21 protein-coding genes are annotated in these 22735 nt (G+C 67.9%); 9 read left to right on the top strand and 12 right to left on the bottom strand.

Annotation, left to right across the window (positions count from 1 at the left end):
* Positions 1–354 precede the first annotated feature (354 nt).
* Together ACFCV3_RS08845 and ACFCV3_RS08840 are read right to left on the bottom strand one after the other, a co-directional pair.
* Positions 355–798, bottom strand: a complete 444-nt coding sequence (locus ACFCV3_RS08845; protein ID WP_376027746.1) for an OsmC family protein — start codon at positions 796–798, stop codon at positions 355–357.
* Positions 799–805: 7 nt separating this feature from the next.
* Positions 806–1960 (bottom strand): phosphatidylinositol-specific phospholipase C1-like protein, encoded by a 1155-nt coding sequence (locus ACFCV3_RS08840; RefSeq protein WP_376027744.1) that lies wholly within the window; start codon positions 1958–1960, stop codon positions 806–808.
* Between the two features lie 97 nt (positions 1961–2057).
* Here ACFCV3_RS08840 and ACFCV3_RS08835 point away from each other — a divergent pair, with 97 nt between their 5' ends.
* Complete coding sequence (locus ACFCV3_RS08835) at positions 2058–2675, top strand: TetR/AcrR family transcriptional regulator (RefSeq protein ID WP_376027741.1); 618 nt, start codon at positions 2058–2060, stop codon at positions 2673–2675.
* Positions 2676–2729: 54 nt separating this feature from the next.
* Here ACFCV3_RS08835 and ACFCV3_RS08830 read toward each other — a convergent pair whose 3' ends face one another.
* A complete protein-coding gene (locus ACFCV3_RS08830) occupies positions 2730–3137 on the bottom strand; it encodes a DUF3592 domain-containing protein (RefSeq protein WP_376027739.1) in 408 nt (135 codons plus the stop codon).
* 133 nt (positions 3138–3270) lie between these two features.
* On the bottom strand, positions 3271–5133 hold the full coding sequence (locus ACFCV3_RS08825; protein ID WP_376027736.1) for a DUF5107 domain-containing protein: 1863 nt from the start codon (positions 5131–5133) through the stop codon (positions 3271–3273).
* A gap of 67 nt (positions 5134–5200) precedes the next feature.
* Here ACFCV3_RS08825 and ACFCV3_RS08820 point away from each other — a divergent pair, with 67 nt between their 5' ends.
* Positions 5201–6856 carry an FAD-binding dehydrogenase gene (locus ACFCV3_RS08820; RefSeq protein ID WP_376027734.1) on the top strand — a complete coding sequence of 552 codons (1656 nt, stop codon included), beginning with the start codon at positions 5201–5203 and terminating at the stop codon, positions 6854–6856.
* Here the strand turns inward: ACFCV3_RS08820 and ACFCV3_RS08815 are convergent.
* Positions 6853–7710: a serine protein kinase RIO gene (locus tag ACFCV3_RS08815; RefSeq protein WP_376027732.1), complete on the bottom strand. Its 858-nt coding sequence runs from the start codon at positions 7708–7710 to the stop codon at positions 6853–6855. The genes ACFCV3_RS08820 and ACFCV3_RS08815 overlap by 4 nt on opposite strands.
* A gap of 150 nt (positions 7711–7860) precedes the next feature.
* Positions 7861–8496, bottom strand: a complete 636-nt coding sequence (locus tag ACFCV3_RS08810) for an NIPSNAP family protein (protein WP_376027730.1) — start codon at positions 8494–8496, stop codon at positions 7861–7863.
* A gap of 78 nt (positions 8497–8574) precedes the next feature.
* Between ACFCV3_RS08810 and ACFCV3_RS08805 the strand changes: the two genes are divergently transcribed.
* Together ACFCV3_RS08805 and ACFCV3_RS08800 are read left to right on the top strand one after the other, a co-directional pair.
* Positions 8575–9438, top strand: a complete 864-nt coding sequence (locus ACFCV3_RS08805) for a hypothetical protein (protein WP_376027727.1) — start codon at positions 8575–8577, stop codon at positions 9436–9438.
* An 18-nt stretch (positions 9439–9456) separates the two neighbouring features.
* On the top strand, positions 9457–10308 hold the full coding sequence (locus ACFCV3_RS08800; protein ID WP_376027725.1) for a Ku protein: 852 nt from the start codon (positions 9457–9459) through the stop codon (positions 10306–10308).
* 3 nt (positions 10309–10311) lie between these two features.
* Here ACFCV3_RS08800 and ACFCV3_RS08795 read toward each other — a convergent pair whose 3' ends face one another.
* Together ACFCV3_RS08795 and ACFCV3_RS08790 are read right to left on the bottom strand one after the other, a co-directional pair.
* Entirely contained in the window at positions 10312–10953 is a 642-nt protein-coding gene (locus tag ACFCV3_RS08795) for a hypothetical protein (protein ID WP_376027723.1), read from the bottom strand.
* Between the two features lie 118 nt (positions 10954–11071).
* Positions 11072–12373: an MFS transporter gene (locus tag ACFCV3_RS08790; protein WP_376027720.1), complete on the bottom strand. Its 1302-nt coding sequence runs from the start codon at positions 12371–12373 to the stop codon at positions 11072–11074.
* Between the two features lie 116 nt (positions 12374–12489).
* On the opposite strand from ACFCV3_RS08790, the gene ACFCV3_RS08785 reads away from it, so the two are divergent.
* Entirely contained in the window at positions 12490–12960 is a 471-nt protein-coding gene (locus tag ACFCV3_RS08785) for a MarR family winged helix-turn-helix transcriptional regulator (RefSeq protein ID WP_376027718.1), read from the top strand.
* A 12-nt stretch (positions 12961–12972) separates the two neighbouring features.
* Positions 12973–15075: a thiamine pyrophosphate-dependent enzyme gene (locus tag ACFCV3_RS08780; protein ID WP_376027716.1), complete on the top strand. Its 2103-nt coding sequence runs from the start codon at positions 12973–12975 to the stop codon at positions 15073–15075.
* On the opposite strand, the gene ACFCV3_RS08775 is transcribed toward ACFCV3_RS08780, so the two are convergent.
* Positions 15068–15562, bottom strand: a complete 495-nt coding sequence (locus tag ACFCV3_RS08775) for a DUF1992 domain-containing protein (protein WP_376027713.1) — start codon at positions 15560–15562, stop codon at positions 15068–15070. The genes ACFCV3_RS08780 and ACFCV3_RS08775 overlap by 8 nt on opposite strands.
* Positions 15563–15824: 262 nt before the next feature.
* On the opposite strand from ACFCV3_RS08775, the gene ACFCV3_RS08770 reads away from it, so the two are divergent.
* Both ACFCV3_RS08770 and ACFCV3_RS08765 read left to right on the top strand, forming a co-directional pair.
* Positions 15825–17369 carry an aldehyde dehydrogenase family protein gene (locus ACFCV3_RS08770; protein ID WP_376027710.1) on the top strand — a complete coding sequence of 515 codons (1545 nt, stop codon included), beginning with the start codon at positions 15825–15827 and terminating at the stop codon, positions 17367–17369.
* Positions 17366–18523, top strand: a complete 1158-nt coding sequence (locus tag ACFCV3_RS08765; RefSeq protein WP_376027708.1) for an NAD(P)/FAD-dependent oxidoreductase — start codon at positions 17366–17368, stop codon at positions 18521–18523. The genes ACFCV3_RS08770 and ACFCV3_RS08765 overlap by 4 nt, the downstream gene beginning before the upstream one ends.
* Here ACFCV3_RS08765 and ACFCV3_RS08760 read toward each other — a convergent pair whose 3' ends face one another.
* Positions 18524–19150, bottom strand: a complete 627-nt coding sequence (locus ACFCV3_RS08760; RefSeq protein ID WP_376027705.1) for a hypothetical protein — start codon at positions 19148–19150, stop codon at positions 18524–18526.
* 203 nt (positions 19151–19353) lie between these two features.
* Here ACFCV3_RS08760 and ACFCV3_RS08755 point away from each other — a divergent pair, with 203 nt between their 5' ends.
* A complete protein-coding gene (locus ACFCV3_RS08755; protein WP_376027703.1) occupies positions 19354–20379 on the top strand; it encodes an ABC transporter substrate-binding protein in 1026 nt (341 codons plus the stop codon).
* Here ACFCV3_RS08755 and ACFCV3_RS08750 read toward each other — a convergent pair.
* Together ACFCV3_RS08750 and ACFCV3_RS08745 are read right to left on the bottom strand one after the other, a co-directional pair.
* On the bottom strand, positions 20370–21701 hold the full coding sequence (locus ACFCV3_RS08750; protein WP_376027700.1) for an aromatic amino acid lyase: 1332 nt from the start codon (positions 21699–21701) through the stop codon (positions 20370–20372). The genes ACFCV3_RS08755 and ACFCV3_RS08750 overlap by 10 nt on opposite strands.
* A gap of 1 nt (position 21702) precedes the next feature.
* Entirely contained in the window at positions 21703–22716 is a 1014-nt protein-coding gene (locus tag ACFCV3_RS08745) for an ornithine cyclodeaminase family protein (protein ID WP_376027697.1), read from the bottom strand.
* Between the last annotated feature and the right edge of the window lie 19 nt (positions 22717–22735).

The raw sequence follows: 22735 nt of genomic DNA, 5'->3' as shown, positions 1-22735 counted from the left end.
CGGGCCTGCGGTGCGTCTCACTGGCATGACGATCCACCGACTGATGATCGCGATGGCCAACGAGAAGAGTCTCGAGGCAACCAACCCCACAGACGACCGGAGCGACGCCGCCGCTGAGCAGTAACTGGCGCGAACCGGACGAACGGAGACGGCAGCGCACCCGAACGGTCCTACCCACCGAGTTGGACCGCACGGATGACGCACACGAAAACGCAGAGGCGCCCATGTGCAGCGCCGCCGGATCCGTCCGGTGCATCACCACAGAGATGCACCGCAAAACCACCCACCGACTGTCCTGACGCCGCTTGCGCGAGGCTCAGGCCAGACCCGGTGGGTGGTTTTTGTTGCCTAGAGCTACTGCTCGACCGTGATCTCGGTGGTCACCGAGTTCGCGATGAAACACTCCTGATGCGCCAAGTGGTGCAACCGGTCCAGTACGTCGGCCGCCGGCTCGGCGCCGGCCCAGACGATCTTGGGGTGCAGGGTCACCGCGGTGACCGCCACCCGGCCGGCCTCGTTCTTCGCCATCACGCCGACCGCGTGGTCGTCGTACGAGTCGACCACCAGTCGCTTGCGGGCCGCGATCGCGAGGAAGGTGAGCATGTGGCAGGACGAGATCGCCGCCACGAACGCCTCCTCGGGATCGACCGGTCCGGGACTGCCCAGGTACGCCGGATTGGCGGACCCGGGCACGGTGATGCCACCGTCGAAGCGCCACTCGTGGTCACGGCTGTAGGTGTCGTAGGTGAACTCGTGCTCACCACGGCTCCAGCTGACGTCGACCACGTGCTCCGACATGTTCAGATCACCTCTCCGCTACGCGCAATCCCGGCTTCCCGGTCACGGGGTTCAAGCGTACGGGAGTGTCCCCGGGCAGCTCGGCGACGAAGTCGCTGTCGTAGCGCGAAGCCATCCCGGCCACCGGGAAGTCGGTGCTGACGAACTGCGCACCGCTGGCCAGCGCGATCCCGACCCGGCTGAACTCGTTGTTCCGGATCGTCGACAGCGGCTCGTCGGACCGGGTCCGCACCAGGTAGCCCTTCTTCACCAGGCGCTGGATCTCGGCCGTGCCCGCGCCGCGCGGGTCGTTCACCTGGGTGATCGCGGCGTCCGCCTCACCCTCGGCACCGCGGGTGAAGACGGCCCGGCCCTCGAGGTTCGGCTTGCCCTCGCGGTAGATGTTGCGGAGCTCGGTGCCCGGTCCGGCGTTGTCGAAGTAGAACAGCACCTTGCCGGCCGCGTTCTTCAGTGTCGGCCAGCCCTTGGTGGTGACCGACTGCTCCAGCGTCAGACCGGACTTCCGTACGTCGTCCGGTGACAGCAACTGGTTCTCGCTGAAGACCGAGCGGATCTCGGCGTCGACGCTGTTCAGGTTGCCGGCGTCCCACGGCGGAGCCTTCACGCCGCCCTGGGCAACGATGGCTGGGTCGGACTGCTTGAGTTCGAGGCTGATGACGACCGGCGCCGCGTACGGGTGCGCGTCGGACCAGGTCTTCACCTGCTGCAGGCACTGCTTGAAGCTGCGGCAGACGGTGTTGTAGTCGACGTCGACGATGTGCATCACCTTGATACCGGGCTTGGCCAGCTCCGGGTCGGTGAGCGCGGGCAGCCCGGCGATCTTGCGGATCAGCGGGTAGGTGTAGAGGCCGCCGTTCGGGTCCGGGACCAGGTCGAGCTCCAGCTGGCGGACGTTCTGGTCCTCGAGCTGCTGCCCGATCGGGGCGTGCGAGTAGAAGAGGTCGACCGCGCCCGGGTTCTGCCCGACCTGGATCTTCTTCTCGTTGTCACTGAGCTCGCGGTGGTAGGAGTTGTGCGAACCCATCACCTGGATCTGGTTCATCTTCACGCCGGCCGACGTACCGGCCGCTGAGGTCTGAGTGGTCAAAGCCGAACCGGCCAGGCCGGACGCGGCGACAGCGGTGGTCGCGATACCGGCGATCACCGATTTGCTGATACGCATCTGTTGCGTTCCCTCCCATGAGTCATGACGCAGATCTGACGGCAATCTGTCATACGAAGGTGCCAGCGTTGTCGACGTTTCGGTGCACAATGGCCGAATGGTGACATCGGGGGCGTATCCGCTGCGCCGCACACCGACCCAGGACCGGGCCAGCCGCCAGGTCGAGCGGATTCTCGACGCGGCCTGTGCCGAGGTCGTAGAACGTGGGTACGACGCGGCGTCGACGAGCGGGATCGCGAAACGGGCCGAGATCGCGGTCGGCAGCGTCTATCGGTACTTTCCCGACAAACGCAGCCTGATCCAGGCGATCGAGCGGCGGAACCAGGCCCGCTACACCGAGGCGGTGGCCACCCGGCTGGCAGAGGTGACCAGCTGGCGGCAGGCCGTCGACGTCACGATGGTGACGTTCCGCGAGATGCACCGCACCGATCCGGGCTTCCGCGCGGTCGTGCTGAGCGGACTCGGCGATCCGGATCTGGAGACCCAGCCGGGTGAGTACGACGATCAGCACGCCGGTGAGTTCTCCGAGCTGCTGGTGGCCCGCTTCGGCGCCCGGGACAGCCGCAACTTCCGGCTGGCGGTCACCCTCAGCATCGCCATGGGTGAGGCGCTGGCCCATCTGGCCGACCGGCTGCCGGAGGCGGAGGCCGAGTACGTTCTGTCCCAAGGGCTGCCCGCCCTCTACAGCACGCTCGCTCCGCACTTTCCGGCCTGAATCACAAAACCCTCACCTGTCATCAGGTGAGGGACTCCAAGGTGTGCGGGGGAATTACCGCTGTGGCAGCGGATCCCCCGCCCGCGGGCCGAGTGTCGGCCAGTGGGTGACGCGACCGGCGATCCGGCCCCGCCGTGGCGTGCGCACGTCGTACGAGACGATCACCCGATCGCCCTTCTGGTACGACGTCCGGCTGCCCACCGGGAGTTTGCGAGCGACCTCGTACGGTCCCTCACCCCGGCGGGTGTAGTACTCGACGATGACCTCGGTGTAACTGGCCGGGGTACCGTCCTGCAGGCGGCCGTGCACCGGGCCGCGGACCCGGATCACCCGCCCTGCGGTCTTTTCCTCACTACCCGAAGGATTCACCTCACGCCGGGAACCGCTGACCACATCCGCCACGATCATGGCGGCGACCAGCAGCACCAGGCCGAACCCACCGAGTACAACGATCGTCAACATGGCACTCACCCCCGACGCGTCGCCCGCGAGCGACGCGGTCGTTGTCGAAACTGACTGCGCGGCCTTTACCGCACGTCGGTGAGACGCCGGTTACACGTACTCGGTTCCAGGTCCGGACAAAGATTTTTCCGCGTCAGCTTCCGGACATCCCGAACTGGTACTCCGGCGGCACCGGACGCCCGGTTCCGAGCGCCTCCTCGGTCGCCAGCCAGTAGTCGGTCAGCGGATTGTCACCCTCGCGCACGGTAGCCAGCTGAATCCCCTCCGCCAGCAACTCATGTGCCCGCTGCGGGTTCCCGGTGTCGAGAGCCTGCTGTACCCGGAGCGTCTGAATCCTCGGGTCATCCGCTGCGAAGGTGAGGTACTCCATGGCACGAATCGGGTCGACCACGATGGCGAGTGCGATCGCCTCGACCTGCAACTCGACGAGGTCGGGGCGGAGCTCAAGAGCACGGTCGTATGCCATCAGGTCCTGCTTGACGAATCCGATGTTCCGCAGCGCCCACGGATTGTCCCCCGACTCCCGCCACGCCTCCAGCGCCCCGGCCTCGTCACCCGCGTAGTACCGCGCAACCCCGCGGTGGTACCAGACCAGCCAGTTGTCGGCCGCCTTCTCCAGCAGCTCCAGCCACCCGACCAACGTCCCGTCCGGTACGCCGTCCGTCGCCGGCAACTGTCCATCCAGCAACGGCAACCAGGCCCGCTCCCGATCGGTCATCGTGTCCGCGTCGAACGGCGTCCCTGCCGACACCGACCAGCCGGTCCGCGCCAGCTCCAACGCACCCCAGCCCGACCCGACCGCCAGCCGCTCCGCCGGTGCCGCGTCGATCACGGTCGACCACTCGGCCTCCCGCGCCGGCAGTTCGTCGAGAACCCCCTGCAGTGCCGCAGCACCCGCCGTACGCGCGACCTGCCAGTCGTCCGCATGGGCCGCATCCGAATCCACCGACACCGACCCGTACGCCTCCAGCCACTGCCAGGATGTTGCCCCCGGCAACTTCAGGTGCTCCATCTGGGTCCGCGCCAACCCGGCCTGGATCTCCGCATAACCAGGCCCGTCAAGACCGGGCGACAACCACTCCTGCCACCGTCGCCCACCCGGAGCCTCACCCCACACGAACAGCTTCCGGCCGCGCAGCAGGGAGGTCGACACCTGCGCCAGTCCGTTGCCCTCAGCATCGATCGACGCGATCCACGGCCGCTCACCGGCCAGCGGTTCGAAGAAGTAGTCCACCGCCTTGTCGTGCCGGGTCGGGTAAGTCAGTTCGCTCGACACGTCGATCAGATCCAGCCGAGCGCCGTACCCGTACCGCCATGCCTGATCCGCCGGCGTCAGCACCCGCGTGTGTTCCGACTGCTCGACCGCGATGTTCGACCACCAGTACGCCGGTACGTCGTGATCGGCGGGATTCTGCAGCCGCACGCCGACGTACAGGAACTCGGAGTCGGCGGGCAGCCAGAAGTCGAGCTGGGTAATGAGATTGCGGGTTCGCTCCAGCTCCCACAACCGCAGGATCGGCGTACCGTCCGGGCCCTCGACGCGAGCCGCGTGCATCGGCGCACAGGTGCCGGTCCAGTGCCCCGTACTGCCGACGTTCCACTCGACGCCGCCGGCGAACCAGGCGTTGCGCAGGGCAAGGTTCGCGGGCTGGAAGACGGGGTTGCGGTAGAGCAGCTCCCGACCGGTCGCCTTGTGCACGAGCGAGCAGAGCCGGCCACCGAGAGTCGGAAGCACGACCGCGCGGACGTGGTCGTTCTCCAGGACGAGTGACGGCAGGGCGGTCTCGACGAGCGTACGGTCGTACCCGTCCTGATCCAGACACGGCAGGGTGCTGCGCAGGCCGCCGTACGCGATGTTCGCCTGCAGGTCGGCCGGAAGCTCGGCGAGGTTGCGGACCTCGTGCACCTCTTGGTGGCTGCGGAGCGGCGGCAGGGGGTTCTCCCTACCGAGAGAGGCGGCGGGCAGGACGAGGTCTTGCGCGGAAAGGATCGTCACGCCGGATATTCTTGCAATTACGCGCATTGCCGTCTACGCCTGCACGGAGTCCGCTATACATGACCCCATGGACGCCGATGTGATCGTCGTGGGGGCGGGACTGGCCGGGCTGGCAGCGACCGCGGAGCTTGCGGATGCAGGCAAGAAGGTACTGCTGCTGGACCAGGAGCCGGAGGCCTCGCTCGGCGGGCAGGCGTTCTGGTCGTTCGGCGGGCTGATGTTCGTGGACTCTCCCGAACAGCGCCGGATGGGGATCAAGGACTCTCACGACCTCGCGCTGCAGGACTGGCTCGGCTCGGCCGGGTTCGACCGGCTGGACGACGAGGACAAGTGGGCCCGGCAGTGGGCCGAGGCGTACGTCGACTTCGCGTCCGGCGAGAAGCGGCCTTGGCTGCATGCCCAGGGTGTGCGGTTCTTCCCGGTGGTCGGCTGGGCCGAGCGCGGTGGGTACAACGCCGACGGGCACGGCAACTCGGTCCCGCGGTTCCACATCACCTGGGGCACCGGCCCGGGCCTGGTCGCGCCGTTCGAGCGCCGCGTCCGGGAGGCAGTGGCCAAAGGGCTGGTGGAGTTCCGCTTCCGGCACCGCGTCGACGAGCTGACCGTCACCGGCGGTGTCGTCGACGGTGTCTCCGGCAAGGTGCTGGAACCCAGCAGCGTGCTGCGTGGACAGGCGAGTTCGCGGACCGAGGTCAGTGACTTCGAGCTGAAGGCGCAGGCCGTCATCGTCACGTCGGGTGGGATCGGCGGCAACCACGATCTCGTCCGCGCGCAATGGCCGAAGCGGATGGGCGAACCGCCGAAGCGGATGATCAGCGGCGTACCGGCGCATGTCGACGGACGGATGCTCGCGATCACCGAACAGGCCGGCGGCCGGTACGTGAACCGCGACCGGATGTGGCACTACACCGAAGGCATCCAGAACTGGGACCCGATCTGGCCGATGCACGGCATCCGGATCCTGCCCGGCCCGTCGTCGCTGTGGTTCGACGCCACCGGCAAACGGCTGCCGGTCCCGCTGTTCCCCGGCTTCGACACCCTGGGCACGCTCGAGCACATCATGACCACCGGCTACGACTACACGTGGTTCGTGCTGACCCAGAAGATCATCGAGAAGGAGTTCGCGCTCTCCGGCCAGGAGCAGAACCCGGACCTGACCGGTAAGGATATCAAGGCGGTCCTCGGGCGGGCCCGCGGTGGCGCGACCGCGCCGGTGCGCGCGTTCATGGAGAAGGGCGAGGACTTCGTCGTCCGGGACAACCTGCCCGACCTGGTCCGCGGGATGAACGACCTGACCGGCGACAAGCTGATCGACCTGACCGATCTCGAGCGCCAGATCGTCGCCCGCGACCGCGAGATCACCAACACCTTCACCAAGGACCTGCAGATCACCGCGTTGCGCGGGGCGCGCAACTACCGCGGTGACAAGCTGATCCGGGTCGCGCCCCCGCACCGGATCCTGGACCCGAAGGCAGGTCCGCTGATCGCCGTCCGGCTGAACATCCTGACCCGTAAGTCCCTCGGCGGTCTGCAGACCGACCTGGAGTCGCGTGTGCTGCGCACCGACGGTACGCCGTTGCCCGGTGTCTACGCGGCCGGCGAAGTGGCCGGCTTCGGTGGCGGCGGCATCCACGGCTACCGCTCACTCGAAGGCACCTTCGTCGGCGGTTGCCTGTTCACCGGACGCACCGCCGGCCGCGCAGCTGCCAAAGCAGTCGACTAGAACACCATCGTGAGGAGATCGGCGAACAACTCCTGTTCGTCGATCTCCAAGCCCCTGCTGGTGAAGTAGGCCGCCATGTTGTGGCAGTCCCGGAGCAGGAACTCCATCCCCTTCGGGTTGCCGACGACATCGATCACCTGCGGCAGATCGATCATCACGATCCGCTCGCCCTGCGCCAGCACGTTGTACGGCGAGAGGTCGCCGTGCGCGAGGCCGGCCCGAGCCAGCTCCCGCATGGCATTCCGCATTTGCTCGAAGTACGCACCGAGCAGGTCCTTCGGCGGACGCACCTGGGCCAGCCGCGGCGCGGCCCCACCCTCGCCGTCGTCGATGAACTCCATCAACAGCTCGGTCCCGTCGATCTGGACCGGATACGGCACCGGCACCCCGGCCTTCCACAGCTGGTTCAGCGCAGCCCATTCCGCGTAGGCCCACTGCCCCGACGCGACACTGCGCCCGTGCTGGGTCTTCTTGGCCATGGCCCGGCTGTCACGGCTGTTCCGGGTACGGCGGCCTTCGACGTACGCCGTACTGCGGTGGAAGGACCGGTGTTCCTCGGTGCGGTACCGCTTGGCGGCCAGCAACGAGGACTGGGCAGGCGCGTCGCCGATGGCTTCGACGGCGCGCTCGATCAGGAAGACATCAGCTTCCTTACCGGTTTTGAGGACGCCGAGCTCGGTGTCGATCGCGGCCTGTGCCGTCACCACCCACGAAGGGCGGGGCTCAGGCCCGCGAGAACCGCGCTCGACGTCCAGCCAGGTGGTCCAGCGCTGGTTCGGCGCCAGACTTTCGTCGACCTGCTGGAATTCGAAGGTAAATGAGTCAGATTCGGTACGAAAGACGTCTGAAGACATCGGGAGTGCTCCTGAAGCTTGAGGTGAGACTGACGCGGACATGCCGCAGCACAGTGATGGCCATCCGTCAGCCCTCCTTAAGCCCAGGCAGCGCTCGTCGCCGCTCAAGTCGATTCAGCATGCCTGCGCGCAACCGGGCGCGCAACGTATTTAACGGAGCTGAGAACGCGTGGTCGGCCGCAGCCGCAGTTCCTGCCCTTCCCAGCCTGACAACGCCTCCCGGACCACCCCGTACGCCGCATCGTCGGCGAAGCGCGCGAGCCACACCAGGACGGAGTCCTCGCGCAGCGGTAGCGCGGGGAAGTTGTTCTCGACGGACAGGCTTTGGAAGATCGCCAGCGGGGAGACGCCGAGGTCGTTCAGGACTGGGAGGATCTGGTCCTGGAAGTGTTGCGGGAAGCCGTCGTCGGCCGGGTGGACGATGCCGGCGATGACCGAGTCCGTCTCCACACCGGGGCGCGGGAAGGCTGGAGTCGGGTAGCCCGGGCCCAGATGGATCGGCTGCAGTAGCAGGGCATTGTCGGAGTCGATCATGGTCGCGTTGGCGACTGCGGCGTGCTGGCGCCAGACCGGGCCGTAGTAGAAGGCTTTGAGAGCCTCGGCGCGGGCGTCCAGAGTGTTGAAGCCGCGGAGCCAGACAAAGCGGTCTGGCTCGTTGAGGTCGCGGAACTGGCCGACGATGTGCATTCCGCACACCTCCTGACCCTCCACGAAGTGTTCATCGAAAACGTCTATGAGGGTGTCGCGGGCACCCGGGTGCAGTGTGTACTGGCGGAGGTCGACCACGGAGCAGCATTCATTCACCGACCAAGCAAAGCAGCTCAACGTGCCAGAACGTGTCAGCTTTCGGGTAGCGTCGGGCGGGTGGACTTCGAGGAGGCGGCGGACCGGCTGTACGCGATTCCGGCGGCTGACTTCATTGCGACGCGCAACGAGCTGGCCAAGCAGCTGAAGGCTGACGGCGATCAGCTCGGTTCGACGCGGCTGAAGGCGCTCCGCAAGCCGACCGTTGCCGCCTGGGTGGCGAACCTGGTCGCTCACAACGCGCCGGACGACCTGGACGATCTGATTGCGCTGGGCGACGAGTTCCGCGAGGCGACCGCCGATATGGACGGCGACCGGCTGCGTGAACTGACCCCGAGACGCCATCAGTTGCTGGACAAGCTGGTGACAGAGGCCGGGCGGCTCGCCAAGGCGGCCGATCAGAAGGTCAGTGCGGATGTCACCCAGAAGCTCCGCGAGACACTCGATGCTGCTCTGGTCGACCCGGCCGCCGGCGACGCCGTACGGGAAGGCCGGTTGAGCAGCGCGCTGCGGCACGTCGGCTTCGGTGTCGTGGACGAGAACGGCGAACCCACCAACGTCACCCCGTTGACCGACGAGCGCCGGGAGGCTGCGCGCGCCCGGCGGAAGACCCAACAGGCCGACGAAGCGGCCGACACGAAGGCCGAGGCCGAGAAGGATCGGGCGCAACGGGAGGCCGAGGAGCGGGAGGCCGCCGCTCGCGCGGAGGCGAAGAAGGCCTTCGAGGCGGCCGTCGCCACGGCTCAGGCCGCCGAAGCCCGCGTCGAGGACCTCGACAAGCAGCTCGACGACGCCCGCGATGCGCTCGCCGAGGCGCAGCAACTCGTGCACAACCTGGGTGCCGAGCTCGACGAAGCCCGCCGTACCGCTCGCGACGCCCAGAAGGAGAGCCGCGAGGCCCGGAAACGCTACAACCGCATGTGAGCTGGGTACCGGGCGTGCATGGCGCGATCGATCTGGAGCGGTTACATCACCTTCGGCCTCGTCTCGGTGCCGGTCGGCCTGTACAGCGCGACCGAGGAGCACGAGCTGGACTTCCACCAGTTCCAGCGCGGGACCTCGGACCGGATCCGGTACAAGCGGGTCAACGAGCGCACCGGGCGTGAGGTCCCCTACGACAAGATCGTGAAGGGGCACGACCTCGGCAACGGCAAGTACGTCGTCGTCGAACCGTCCGAGCTGGACGACATCGCGCCGGGCAAGTCGCGGTCGCTGGAGATCGACACCTTCGTCGACCTGGACGAGATCGATCCGATCCACTTCCAGAAGACCTACTACCTGGGTCCGAAGGACGGTGACAACGCCTCGTCGTACGGGCTGTTGCGGGACGCGCTGGCGAAGACGAACCGGGCCGGGATCGCCAAGTTCGTGATGCGCGGCAAGGAGTATCTGGCCGCGATCCGTGCGCAGGACAAGGTGCTGGTTTTGGAGACCATGTACTTCGCCGACGAGATCCGGGATCCGGTCGCCGAGCTGGACGATCTGCCGGCCAAGTCGCGGGCCGGGAAGCAGCTGACGATGGCGGCCGACCTGGTCGAGGCGATGAGCGGTGAGTGGAAGCCGTCGGCGTACAAGGACACGTACACCGAGCGGGTGCAGAAGCTCGTCGAGACCAAGCGCAAGGGCAAGGAGGTCGTCTACAACGAGGAGGAGCCGGAGGCGACCACCCCGACCGATCTGGTCAGCGCCCTGCGCGCCAGCGTCGAGGCCGCCCGCAAGGCGCGGACGTCCAAGAAGAGCACCACGAAGAAGACGGCCGCCAAGAAGACAGCAGCGCGGAAGAAGGCTTCCTGAGGCCTATTCGCCGTGGGCCATCAGGTACGTCGTCGGGTTCGGAGGGGCACCGGCGTCGAGCCAGCGCTGGAAGCCCACCGGGTTGCGGCGTTCGAACTCGTCCAGGCAGATCCGCCGCACCTCGGCGACCGCCTGCCGGTCCCGCATGTCGGCGCCCTGAGCCAGCTGGCCCGCAGTCTCGACCCAGACATCGCACAACTCGCTGATGCTCAACGGGCACTGCAGGGCCGCGATCAGTGCCTCGTCCTCGAGGAACTGCTCCTCGGTCAGCCGCCGGATCCGACGCTGCCTGCGCGACGACGGCCGCTCCCGACGAGCCGGCACGACGAGATCGATCAGCACGAACGCCACCGCTCCGACCAGCAGAGTCGCGACACCGAACGCTCCGTCCGCGACCAACCGAACCAGGCCGGGCAGGCACAGCACCCCCGCGGCGGCCAGCGCGGCGACCGTGACCGCCGAATAGTCCGGGGTGTCGTCCACGACCTGGCGGATCACCGCGGCCAGTGGCCAGACGATCAGGAAAACGACTGCGAGCAGGAGCGAAGCCCCCAGCGGACCAAGCAGCAGCACGCCGGTGAGGGCGCCCACCGTCCCGGCACCCAAACCGGCAGCAATCACCACCCGCTGCACACTCACAGTCACGCCCACCTCACGTCATTCCCACCCGCTACCCGATAGAACGAGTGGCCCTATCCCACCGTTCCCCAAACAGAGACGTCTGGAACCTGGCGGAAGGTTGTCAGCCGCAGGTCGGACGTGATCAAGCGTTGGCTGGTTCCGGGGTGACGTCGAGCGGGTTGGCGAGCTCGTCGGAGGGCAGCCGGCCGAAGTAGACGACCAGCAGGCAGACGAGGGCCGGCCCGACACCGGCGATGATGAAGACGGCCGGTACACCGAGGAGGGCACCGGCCGGACCGGCCAGCGCCATCGAGACCGGCATCAGCAGCAGCGAGACGAAGAAGTCGAGGCTGGAGATCCGGCCGCGCAGGTGATCGGGGACCCGGCGCTGGAGCAACGTGCCCCAGATGACCATGCCCGCCGACATGGTCGCGCCGACCACAGCCGCGCCGAGCGCCATCACCCACAGATCCCGGGCGATACCGAGAACCACGATCGGCAGCGAACCGAGGCCCCACATCAACGTCATGACGGTCAGGTAGCGACGCGGCAGGCTCCGGGACGAGATCGCCAGGGCACCGATCGCCCCACCGATACCGAAGGCCGCGAGGACCAGACCGAAGTCCTTCGGCCCACCACCCAACTGATCCTTGACGGCGAACGGCAGCAGCACCTCCAGCGGCCCGAGAATGAACAGCACGAACGCGGTGCCGAACAGCAACGACGCGAGCAGCCACCGGGTCCGTCGTACATAGACCCAGCCTTCCCGGAGATCCGCGAACATCGCCCGCACGCCGGTCGCCCGCTCCTCGTCGACCTCATCGACCGCGGCCGGCTCATTGGCCGGCACCCGCATCGCGAGCACACAGGCGGCGGAGAAGAAGTAGGTGAGCGCGGTGATCAAGATCGCCATCCCCGGCGACATCGCGGCGATCACCAGGCCGCCCAGTGCGGGACCGGTCGCCTGCTGTGCCAACGGTCGCAGCGTCCCCTCGAGCCCGTTGGCCGCCAGCAACTGGTCAGCAGGCAGCAGCCTCGGCACCAATGCCGTGTACGCCGGTATCAGGAACGCCTCGCCGGCACCGACCAGCACGGCTGCCGCGGCCAGATGCCAAACCTCCAGCAGCCCGGTCAACGCGAGAGCAGCGACGACCAGCAGCACCGCACCTCGGACCACGTCGGCCGCGACGATGACCGAGCGCTGCGACAACCTGTCAGCGGCGACTCCACCGAAGAGGACACAGACGACCAGCCCGATGCTGTACGCCGTCGTCACCACGGACAGCTGGACCGGCCCACCACCGAGCTCGATCACCTGCCATGCGAGCGCGACCAGCCAGAGCCCACTGCCGAGTAGCGCCACCGCCAACCCGGTCCAGAGCAACCGGTAATTGCGGTGCCTCAGCGGCCGAACCGCCTTCCACCCCGCGCCGCTCTCGCTCACGATCGCCTCCTCCTGCTCACCCAACCGACTGTTTCACCCTACGCCGACAGAGTACCCACGTGAACAGTTCACGTGTCAACAGTTTTATTGTGCACCGAACGGCGTAGACTGATCTCATGCCGCCGGAGATGAGTCCCACCCAGCTCCAGGCCTGGCGAGCGCTGTACCGCGCGGACACCCTGCTGTTCGCGCACCTCGACAACACGCTCCGGACCAGGCTGAAGATGACCTACTTCGAGCACGAGGTGCTGCGCGCCCTGGGCGACGGTCCGCTGCGGATGGCCCGGCTCGCGGAGGAGCTGATGATTTCCCGCTCCGGCGCCACCCGCCTGGTCGGCAAGCTCGAGGACAAGGACGGCTGGGTGGTCCGCCGGACCACCCCGGAGGACCGCCGGGCCACCTGGGCCGAGCTGACCGAGGACGGCCGGAAGGCGCTCGACGCGGCCCGACCCGTGGTCGAAGCTGTGGTCTCGACGTTCTTCGCGGATCATGTATCGAATGCGGACCTTCAAGGCGCGAGCCGGATCCTGGACGTCCTCGCCGACGCCAATCCGAACGACGACGGCTTCGACTGCGGTTTGGAATAGAAAGACCGCGCCATGACCGCTGTCGACGAGCGGTTCGCGGAGCGGGTCCGCGCGCTCAAACCCGCGCCCTGCGACTACTCCGCGGAGCTGCTGCGCAGTCTGTACGACGCTCAGCTCGGTAGCCGGCATGCGGATCTCGCCGCGCGGTGGATGCAGTCCCAGGGACACGGCTTCTACACGATCGGATCGGCCGGTCACGAGGGCAATGCGGCCGTAGCCGCGGCGCTCCGGCCGACCGACCCCGCCCTGCTGCACTACCGCTCCGGCGCCTTCTACCTGGCCCGCGCGGACCAGTGCGGTGTGAAGGACGGGCTACGCGACATCCTGCTCGGCGTCGCCGCGGCGACCAGCGAGCCGATCTCGGGCGGCCGGCACAAGGTCTTCGGCCGGCACGACCTGGCGATCATCCCGCAGACCTCGACGATCGCGTCCCACCTGCCGCGGGCGATGGGCGTCGCGTTCTCGATGGCCCGGGCCGCGAAGCTCGGCGTACCGTCGCCGTGGCCCGCGGACGCGATCGTGGTGACCAGCTTCGGCGACGCCTCGGCGAACCACTCCACGGCCACCGGTGCGATCAACGCCGCCCTGCACACGTCGTACCAGGGCATCCCGATGCCGCTGCTGCTGGTCTGCGAGGACAACGGGCTCGGGATCAGCGTGCGGACGCCGGACGGCTGGATCAAGCAGGCCTACGGCCAACGCCCCGGCCTGCGGTACTTCGATGCCGACGGCACTGATCTGGCCGCGACCCTGACGATGGCGATGGAAGCAGCAACCTTCGTACGGCGGAATCGGCGGCCGGCGTTCCTCCGGTTGCGGACCGTCCGGCTGCTCGGCCACGCCGGTTCCGACGTCGAGGCGGCGTACCGGAGTACTGCAGAGTTGGCTGCCGACGAGGTGCTGGATCCTTTGCTGGGAACGGCGCGTCGCCTGCTCGGCGCGGGTCTCAGTGCGGACGAGGTGATCGAACTCTACGAGGACAAGCGGTCCGAGGCGATGCGGATCGCGGCCGAGGTGTGCGGTCTGCCGCAGCTGTCGTCGGCCGAGGCGGTCGCCGCGCCACTCCGCTTCCCCGATCCATTGGTGGTCGCCGAGTCGCTGCCGCAGCGCACGCCGACCACGGAACGCCTGACACTCAGCCAATCCATCAACCGCGCACTGAGCGACGTACTGGCGTCTTATCCCGAGGCGATGCTGTTCGGTGAGGACGTCAGTCGCAAGGGCGGCGTGTACGGCGTCACGCGCGGACTGCAGAAGGCGCACGGCGCAGCCCGGGTCTTCGACACCCTGCTGGATGAGCAGTCGATCCTCGGCCTCGCGCTGGGTGCGGGTGTTTCGGGGCTGCTGCCGTTTCCGGAGATCCAGTACCTGGCCTATCTGCACAATGCCGAGGACCAGCTCCGTGGTGAGGCCGCGTCGCTGAAGTTCTTCTCGCAGGAGCAGTACGCGAACCCGATGGTGCTGCGGATCGCCGGCTACGGCTACCAGAAGGGGTTCGGCGGCCATTTCCACAACGACGACGCGATCGGCGTCCTGCGCGACATCCCCGGCATCGTGATCGCCTCACCATCACGACCGGACGACGCCGCGGCGATGCTGCACGCCTGCGCCGCGGCGGCCCGATCCTCGGGCACGGTCTGTGTCTTCCTGGAGCCGATCGCGCTCTACCACCGCCGCGATCTGTACGACGAAGCCGATGACGCGTGGCTGACGCCGTACCCGACCGAGCCGGTCCCGATCGGCCGCGGCCGCACGTACGGCGGGGGCACCGAGCTGACCCTGGTCAGCTTCGGCAACGGGGTGCCGATGAGCCTGCGGGTCGCGGCGCGGGTGCCCGGCGTACGGGTTCTGGACCTGCGGTGGCTGGCGCCGCTGCCGGTCGAGGATTTGTTGCGCGAGGCAACGGCCACCGGCCGGGTGCTCGTCGTGGACGAGACCCGGCGCTCCGGTGGTGTATCGGAAGGCGTGCTGGCCGCGCTGATCGACCACGGCTACACCGGCCGGATGGCCCGCGTCACCTCGGAGGACTCGTTCGTCCCACTCGGCGACGCGGCCCGTCAGGTGCTGCTCAGTGAGGAGACGATCGAGAACGCGGCCCGAGCGCTGCTCAGCTGAAGATCCGCTGCCAGAACGACTTCTTCGCCGGTACGTCGGCCTCCTCGGCAGCACGAGCGAGGGCCCGGCGGCGGTTCTCCAGCCACTCCTCGTGGTCCACGCGCCACTGCGCCAGCGCCGCCTCGGCGTCGACCTTCCCGACCGGGATCACCGGGCCGGTGGTGTCGCGGATGGCGAGCACGATCCGCTTGTTCAGGTCCTCGAGGTACTCGCGGACCTCGGACTCGCGGCGCATCTTCGCGACCGTCTCGCGCACCTTCGCCTTCTCCTTGCGGAGCAGCATCGGAGGTGGCAGCAACGCCTCGGTGTCGAGGTTCTCCCGGCGGATGAAGTCCTTCACCCACCAATCCGGATCGTGCTGATCCGCGAGCTTCAGCGGCTTGCCCGCGCCGGGCAGATCGTCGAATTCGCCGTCCTTCTCGGCCTGGCGGACCTGATGGTCGACCCAGTCCTGCATGGACATGGACGGCGGCTTGCGGCTCGTCATCGTGGCACCTCGCTGTCGCTGCGACAGTTGCTCCGGACGTCCATTCTAACCGCTTGTGAATGCAATCACAAGAGCTCCTGGACCTCGCCCCTCGTGACGCCCGCCCCGTTTGGTGGGTGCACCCACCAGCTAGGAGGTTCCCCACCGAAATTCCGGGGCGGGAACCTCCCATTTGATGGGTGCACCCACCAAATGCGGGTTGAGGTGGCGGTGTGAGCTTCGGTGAGTGAGGGTGGGGTGATCAACTACTGAAGGGAATTGCATGGGCGTCGAGGTGTTGTCGGTTGTGGGCGGCGAGCGGGTTGCGGAGTCGGTACGGCGTACCGAGTCGACGAATCCGGCGCGGTTGAGCGATGTCGTCGGGACCGTGGGTAGCGCGGGGCCGGCGGTGTTCGTGCGGGCGGCCGAGGCGGCTCGGGCGGCGCAGGGGGCGTGGGCCGCGATGCCGGCGCCGCAGCGCGGTCAGGTGATCGCGAACGTCGGCCGGCTGATGACCGCCAACAAGGAGCGGCTGGCCCAGCTCGTCACGCGGGAGATCGGCAAGCCGATCGCCGAGGCGCGTGGGGAGGTCCAGGAGATCATCGACACCTGCGACTTCTTCATCGGCGAGGGCCGCCGGCTGTACGGGCAGACCGTTCCGTCGGAGATGCCGGACAAGCAGCTGTTCACCTTCCGCCGCCCGATCGGGACGGTGGCGATCATCACGGCCGGCAACTTCCCGGTCGCGGTCCCGTCCTGGTACATCGTCCCGGCCCTGCTCTGCGGCAACACAGTCGTCTGGAAGCCTGCGGAGTACTCGGCAGTGATGTCCGACGCGTTCTACGAGCTGTTCGCGCACGCCGGCGTACCGGCCGGTGTCCTCAACGTCGTGTACGCCGATGGTCCGGACACGTTCGCGGGGTTGGAGCAGTCGCTGCAGGCGGGGTTGATCGACAAGGTCGGGTTCACCGGATCGAGCGCGGTCGGTACCGAGATCGGCGAACTCTGCGGTCGCCACCTGCAGACGCCGTGTCTGGAGCTCGGCGGCAAGAACCCGATGGTGATCAGCGCGAGCGCCGACCTGGACCTCGCTGTCGAAGGCGCACTGTTCTCCGGCTTCGGCACCGCCGGACAACGCTGTACGTCGCTTGGCACGGTGATCGTGCATGAGTCGATCCACGACGTGTTCGTGGAGCGCTTCGCCGCGGCCGTCGCGGGTGCGGCGATGGGGGATCCCACCCAGGACGTGCTGTTCGGGCCGTTGCTGGACGAGAAGTTCGCGGCCGGGTTCGAGAAGTCGCTCGGCTGGATCGCGGCCCACCACACGGTGATCGGCGCGACCGGCCGGGTCGGCGCGGACAACCCACGGGCGGGATTCGTCGGCGACCCTTCGGATGGACTGTTCTATCACCCGGTGATCGTCGACGGGGTGCAGTCCGACGACGAGATCTTCCTGAACGAGACCTTCGGTCCGGTCGTCGGCATCACGACGTACACGACCCTCGAGGAAGCGATTGCCTTGGGCAACAAGCCCGGATACGGTCTGTCCAGCTCGATCTACACGACCGATCCGAACGAGGCGTTCCGGTTCGCGCAGGGCATCTCGGCCGGGATGGTGAGCGTCAACAACTCGACCTCCGGCGCCGAGGCGCACCTGCCGTTCGGCGGGAACGGCAAGTCGGGGAACGGTTCGCGGCAGAGCGGGATCTGGGTGCTCGACCAGTTCACCCGGTGGCAGTCGATGAACTGGGACTACTCCGGCAAGCTGCAGAAGGCGCAGATGGATACCGAGACCGTCGAAGCTGATCTGGACTTCCTGCTGCCATGAGCGGCGTACTGCCCGAGGCCGCCGACGTGGTGATCGTCGGCGGCGGGGTGATGGGGACGAGTATCGCGTTCCACCTGGCCGAGGCCGGGGTCGACCGCGTGCTGCTGCTGGAGCGGAACGCACTCGGTTCCGGTTCGACGTCGAAGGCGGCCGGCGGGGTCCGGGCGAACTTCTCCGACGACCTGAACATCGCGCTCGGCGCCCGCAGCCTGGAGGCGTTCGCGAACTTCGGAAAGCGTCCCGGACAGGAGATCGACCTGCACCGGGTCGGCTACCTGTTCCTGCTGGAGAACGACGACCAGCTCGAGCTGTTCCGCGAAAGCACGATCCGGCAGCGCGCAGTCGGCCTGCCGACCCGGATGATCGGCGTCGACGAAACCCTGTCGCTGGCCCCGATCCTCGCCCCGGACGGCCTGGCCGGCGCCTGCTTCTCCCCCGCCGACGGCCACTGCTCACCGGAGTCCGTCGTCCTCGGCTACGCGACCGCCGCCCGCCGTCTCGGCGCCACCCTGCTCACCAACTGCGACGTCCTCGGCATCGATGCCGTTGGCAACAACATCAGCACGGTCCGGACCAGCCTCGGCACCGTCCGCACCAGCACGGTCATCTGCGCGGCCGGCGCGTGGTCGGCCGCCCTCGCCGCACCCCTCGGGATCAATCTCCCGGTCACCCCGCTACGCCGTCAGATCGTGGTCACCGAGGCCATCCCCGGCCTCCCGCCCACCATGCCGATGACGATCGACTTCACCAGCACGCTCTACTTCCACCACGAGGGCCCCGGCCTCCTGCTCGGCATGTCCGACCCCGACGAGCTCCCCGGCTTCCACCTCGACCGCACGGACGCCTGGCTTCCGCGCCTCACCGCCGCCATGGAACGCCGAGCCCCGTCGCTCCTCGACGTCGGCATCGCCAGCGGCTGGGCCGGCCTCTACGAGGTGACCCCTGACCACGACGCCCTCATCGGCGAAGCCGACAGCCTCTCCCGCTTCCTCTACGCCACCGGCTTCTCCGGCCACGGCTTCCTCCAGGGCCCAGCCGTCGGCGAAATCATCCGCGACCTCTACCTAGGCCACGAACCCTTCGTCGACATCAGCCCCATGCACGCCAGCCGCTTCGGCACGGCCCTCCGCCGTACCGAACGCAACGTGGTCTGATCAGCGCTCGGAGGGGTCGTCCTTGGGGACGCACCACTCCGGTGGCCAGCCGCGGTCGATGCAGTACTGGCGGAGGATCTCGTCGCGGGTCGGCGGCCTGCTGGTGGTCGGGCGGGTCGGCTTCACCGTCTGGGTCGTCGGCGTCGGAGTAGTCGACGGCTTGACGGTTTCGGGCTTCTTCGTGGTCCTGGTCTTGGTCGGCCGCAGGGTCGGCTCGGCGACGGCCTTGATCTTGCTCGGGGTCGCCGTCGGCGTCGGGCGGCGGCTCGGCGTCACGCGCGGCGGTACGGCGGGAGTCTCGGTGACCGCAGGTGTCTCGGGGGTCTCGGCGATGTGCGCGGCACCGGCGTCCTCGCCGCCACCGCCGAACAGCCCGACCGCGGACAGCGCCCAGAAGACGACGGCGAACGCCAGCACCATCGCACCGGCTCCGGCGAAGACCGTGCGCTGCGAGGGACCGGCGTACCGGCCGACCGGGCCGCGGACCGGCTCACCCTTGCCGTCGACCCAGAACTGCCAGTCGTCGGGGGCCGGGGGCCAGGAGGGGTCAGGACGCCAGGTCTTCGGCGGAACCCAACTGCGGCGGGGCGGCGACGGCCAGTCCGGTGGGACCACGAACCGCTTCAACGACTTCCTCCATATCCGCCACACGCGCGTCAGGCTACTGGATACAACCAGTGACCTGATAGCCCCGTCGGGTCAGCTTTACCTTCTGAACGACACAGGAGGGCCGCGAGCTACTTGCGACTCGGGTGCGGACCGCGTGTCGTGCTGGATTTTTTCGTTCAACCCCTGACAATCTCGCCGCCGAGTCAGGTTAGGCTGCCCTAATGAATCTCCGATCCATCGTGGCCGTCGTCCTCGCGCTGGCCGGTCTCACCGCCTGCAGTCAGGGCGAGACCCCGCAGAACACCGCAGGCGACAGCAGCTCCGCGGGCTTCCCGGTGACCATCACGCACCTGTTCGGTACGACGACGATCAAGGCGAAGCCGCAGCGCATCGTCGCGATCGGCGGCGGGGACATGGAGGCCGCGATCGCGCTCGGGGTCGTCCCGGTGGCGGGTGCGGACTGGTTCGGCCACACCGAGACGCGCGGCTGGGTGAAATCCGCGCTCGGCGACCAGCCGGCCCCGAAGCTGGTGCAGGCGTACCAGCCGAAGTTCGAGGAGATCGCCGCCCTCGACCCGGACCTGATTCTTTACGTGAACTCGATCAACGACAAGAAGGAGTTCGAGACCTTCAACGCGATCGCGCCGACGATCGCGGCCCCGGCCGGTACCAAGAACGTGTACGGCGTGAAGTGGCAGGACCAGGTCGCCGAGATCGCCAAGGCCACCGGTACGTCGGCCAAGGGCACCGAGGTGATCGAGCAGACCGAGGCGCTGCTCAGCGACGCGGCCAAGGCGAACCCGGAGTTCGCCGGGAAGACGATCACGGCCGGCGTCTACACGAACCAGGTCCTGAACGCCTGGCTGCCGTCCGACCCGCGGATGCACCTGCTCACATCGCTCGGTTTCAAGACCAACCCACAGATCGACGCGATGGAGAACGGCGACTTCTACGTCGCGATCCCGGCCGAGCAGACCGCCAAGTTCGAGGCCGACGTGATCTACCTGGCCGCACTCGACGCCGCCGGCAAGATCGATCCCGGGCTGGAGAAGAACAAGCTGTACAACGCACTTCCGGCGGTCAAGGGCAAGCACGTCGCGTACTTCGGTGGTGCCCCGGTGATCAACACCCCGTCGCCGAGCGGTGAGTTCTCCAGCGCGTTCTCGATCGGTGGTCCGCTCGGGATCAAGTTCATGCTGCCGGAGCTGGTCGCGCAGCTGAAGAAGGCCATTGCCGGTCAGGGCTGAAGCACAGTCTCCAGCAGCCGGGTCAGATCCTGGCCGAACGGCCGGTCGGCGACGATCGGCGGTACGACGTCCGCGACCGCCTGCAGGCTCGTCGGCAGCGGGCGTTCGGCCAGTGTGAAGGCCTGATAGACGGCCAGTAGTTCGCAGGCGGTGACCTCGCGAGTCAGGCGAATGGCCTCCGCGAGGTTGCCGACCGCCTCCCACGAGAAGCTCTGCACATCCTCCTGCCCGTTCGACGTCTCCGCCGTACCGATTGCCGTGGGCAACGTCAGCCGCCGCAGCCGATGCGTCGTCGCGACCGCCCGTTTGTGCACCGCCACCAACCCAGCCTGCGGCCCCGGCTCGTGCGCGAGCTGAGCCGGCAGCCCGGTCACCGCGGGATCCAGCAACCGATGCAACCGCGCAGCCGAAACCTCCGCTGCATGGGCCAACGCCGCCACCAGGTGATCGCAGTACGCCGTCAGATCAATCCCGTGGAAGCCGGCCGTCCCCACGAACTCACCACCCAAGTACGCCGGCGAGTCGGTCACCCCGTCGAACGCCCGCCGTACCGCACGATCCAGATCGGCGACCGACCGTCGTACATGCGCAGTCACCTGCCCCGCCACCCGAAACGAAACCGGCGCCTGCAAACTCCGCGGCTCCGCCTCAGGCCCAGCCAGCTCCAGCAACTGAGCCAACTCCCCAGCCAGTACGTCGTCTCCCCGTCCCGCGAGAGGCTGGTACGGCGCCCGGTTCGCCCCGACCACCGAGATCGCCCCAGCAGCAACCGCCGTCAGGTGATCAGCCAACCGCCGAGCCCGCGCAACCTGCAGAGCCGCCCTCCCGGTGGCACCGGGAATCCCCGCCAGCAACGCGATCCCCTCCTTCGGTCCTGGTTCGAACGACCCGAAGGCATGTGCAAGCGGAATGATCTCCCCGGCCGACCCAGCTCCCTCGGCAGGAATCTGCACCACACCATTACTGTTGATCAGGGCAACCAATTGCTGGATCAGCTCGACCGAGACCCCGGCGTCGCCATTCAGGAAGGTCCGCAGCCGACCGAGCAACACCGCGCGCACCTCGTCGGCCGGCAGCCAGGGCGGTCCGCCAACCGCTCGCCCCAGCAGCAGGTTCCGTTGGTGGATGCGCTGTTCGGACTCGCTCAACCGCACCTTGCTCATCGCACCCATACCGGTATTGACACCGTAGACAGCCGAACCCGAGCTCAACGCCTGCAGCACTTCCGCCCGAATACCAGCGAGCCGATCGAGCAGCGGCTGGGCGATCTCGACCGGCGCAGCGCTGCTCGGATCGACGTCCGATGCCTGGTTGATCAGCATGTCAGTGGAACCGCAGCATCGTGCCGACATCCGCACCTTCGGCCTTCTGCAGAATCAGATACGCGATCGCCACATCCAGCAGCGACAACCCCCGATGCCAGAAAAGGTTGCGCTCGGCATCATTCTCCCGTCCCGGCTTCTGCCCGGCGACGATCTGCCCCAGCTCGGCGTACAAGGTCTCCGGGGACAGCCGGCCGCTGTCCACGTGCCGCCGCAACGAACCGAACTTCCCCGACTGCGCCTCGCGCCAGTCGTCCACCACGACCTTGTCCATCACATCCAGCAGATCCAGCTCCACCGCACTGACCGTCCCATACGGCACCACGAACGCCCCCGGCCGAACAGCCGCCGTCCGCAGCAACGGCTCAGGCTCCATCAACCGCGTCGCCTCCACGATCACGTCGGCCCCGTCGAACGCCTCCTCAGCCGTCGCCACCACCCGCACCGGCGTGGACAGCTCCTCCGACAGCTCAGCCGCGAACTTCTCCCGCGACTCAGCCCGCCGAGACGTCACCCGGATCTCGTCCAGCTCGAACAGATCGTCGAGCATCGTCACGTTCCACCATGCGGTCCCACGAGCGCCGGCATGCGCCAGGATCTTGCTGTCCCGCCGCGCCAGGTACCGCGCCCCCACCGTCGTCATCGCCCCGGTCCGCGCCGCGGTGATGAACGTCGCGTCCAGCACAGCCAGCGGTACGCCGGTCGTCGGATCGAACAACGTGGCCATCGCCAACTCACTCGGCAGTCCCACCTGGTAGTTCGGCACGAAGTCGCCGACCACCTTCACCCCGCTGATGCCGTGCGCACCCAACCCGTCCAGATGCCCGCGAAGCACGTTGAAGTGACCGATTCCGCCGTTCGACGGCATCAGGTGCACCCGCGGCTCGAAGCTCGTCCGGCCGAGACCGTGCTCGCGGACTGCCTCCTCGACGGCGTCGACGATCTCGGTCCGGGTCAGCCCCAGCGAGTCGATCTCGGGGCCGCTCAGGAAGCGCAGCCAGATGCCCTCGGTCACCAAGTCTCCTTCGGTCGTC

The sequence above is a fragment of the Kribbella sp. NPDC056345 genome, from assembly GCF_042262745.1.
In the GTDB taxonomy this organism is placed as follows: domain Bacteria; phylum Actinomycetota; class Actinomycetes; order Propionibacteriales; family Kribbellaceae; genus Kribbella.
Note: the sequence above shows the minus strand (reverse complement) of the source record. Positions and strands in the feature narration are given on the sequence as shown.

Coding starts and splice junctions, on each gene's coding strand:
- ACFCV3_RS08845 (WP_376027746.1), bottom strand. CDS start 798: ATGTCGGAGCACGTGGTCGACGTCAGCTGGAGCCGTGGTGAGCACGAG.
- ACFCV3_RS08840 (WP_376027744.1), bottom strand. CDS start 1,960: ATGCGTATCAGCAAATCGGTGATCGCCGGTATCGCGACCACCGCTGTC.
- ACFCV3_RS08835 (WP_376027741.1), top strand. CDS start 2,058: ATGGTGACATCGGGGGCGTATCCGCTGCGCCGCACACCGACCCAGGAC.
- ACFCV3_RS08830 (WP_376027739.1), bottom strand. CDS start 3,137: ATGTTGACGATCGTTGTACTCGGTGGGTTCGGCCTGGTGCTGCTGGTC.
- ACFCV3_RS08820 (WP_376027734.1), top strand. CDS start 5,201: ATGGACGCCGATGTGATCGTCGTGGGGGCGGGACTGGCCGGGCTGGCA.
- ACFCV3_RS08815 (WP_376027732.1), bottom strand. CDS start 7,710: ATGTCTTCAGACGTCTTTCGTACCGAATCTGACTCATTTACCTTCGAA.
- ACFCV3_RS08800 (WP_376027725.1), top strand. CDS start 9,457: ATGGCGCGATCGATCTGGAGCGGTTACATCACCTTCGGCCTCGTCTCG.
- ACFCV3_RS08785 (WP_376027718.1), top strand. CDS start 12,490: ATGCCGCCGGAGATGAGTCCCACCCAGCTCCAGGCCTGGCGAGCGCTG.
- ACFCV3_RS08780 (WP_376027716.1), top strand. CDS start 12,973: ATGACCGCTGTCGACGAGCGGTTCGCGGAGCGGGTCCGCGCGCTCAAA.
- ACFCV3_RS08775 (WP_376027713.1), bottom strand. CDS start 15,562: ATGACGAGCCGCAAGCCGCCGTCCATGTCCATGCAGGACTGGGTCGAC.
- ACFCV3_RS08770 (WP_376027710.1), top strand. CDS start 15,825: ATGGGCGTCGAGGTGTTGTCGGTTGTGGGCGGCGAGCGGGTTGCGGAG.
- ACFCV3_RS08765 (WP_376027708.1), top strand. CDS start 17,366: ATGAGCGGCGTACTGCCCGAGGCCGCCGACGTGGTGATCGTCGGCGGC.
- ACFCV3_RS08755 (WP_376027703.1), top strand. CDS start 19,354: ATGAATCTCCGATCCATCGTGGCCGTCGTCCTCGCGCTGGCCGGTCTC.
- ACFCV3_RS08750 (WP_376027700.1), bottom strand. CDS start 21,701: ATGCTGATCAACCAGGCATCGGACGTCGATCCGAGCAGCGCTGCGCCG.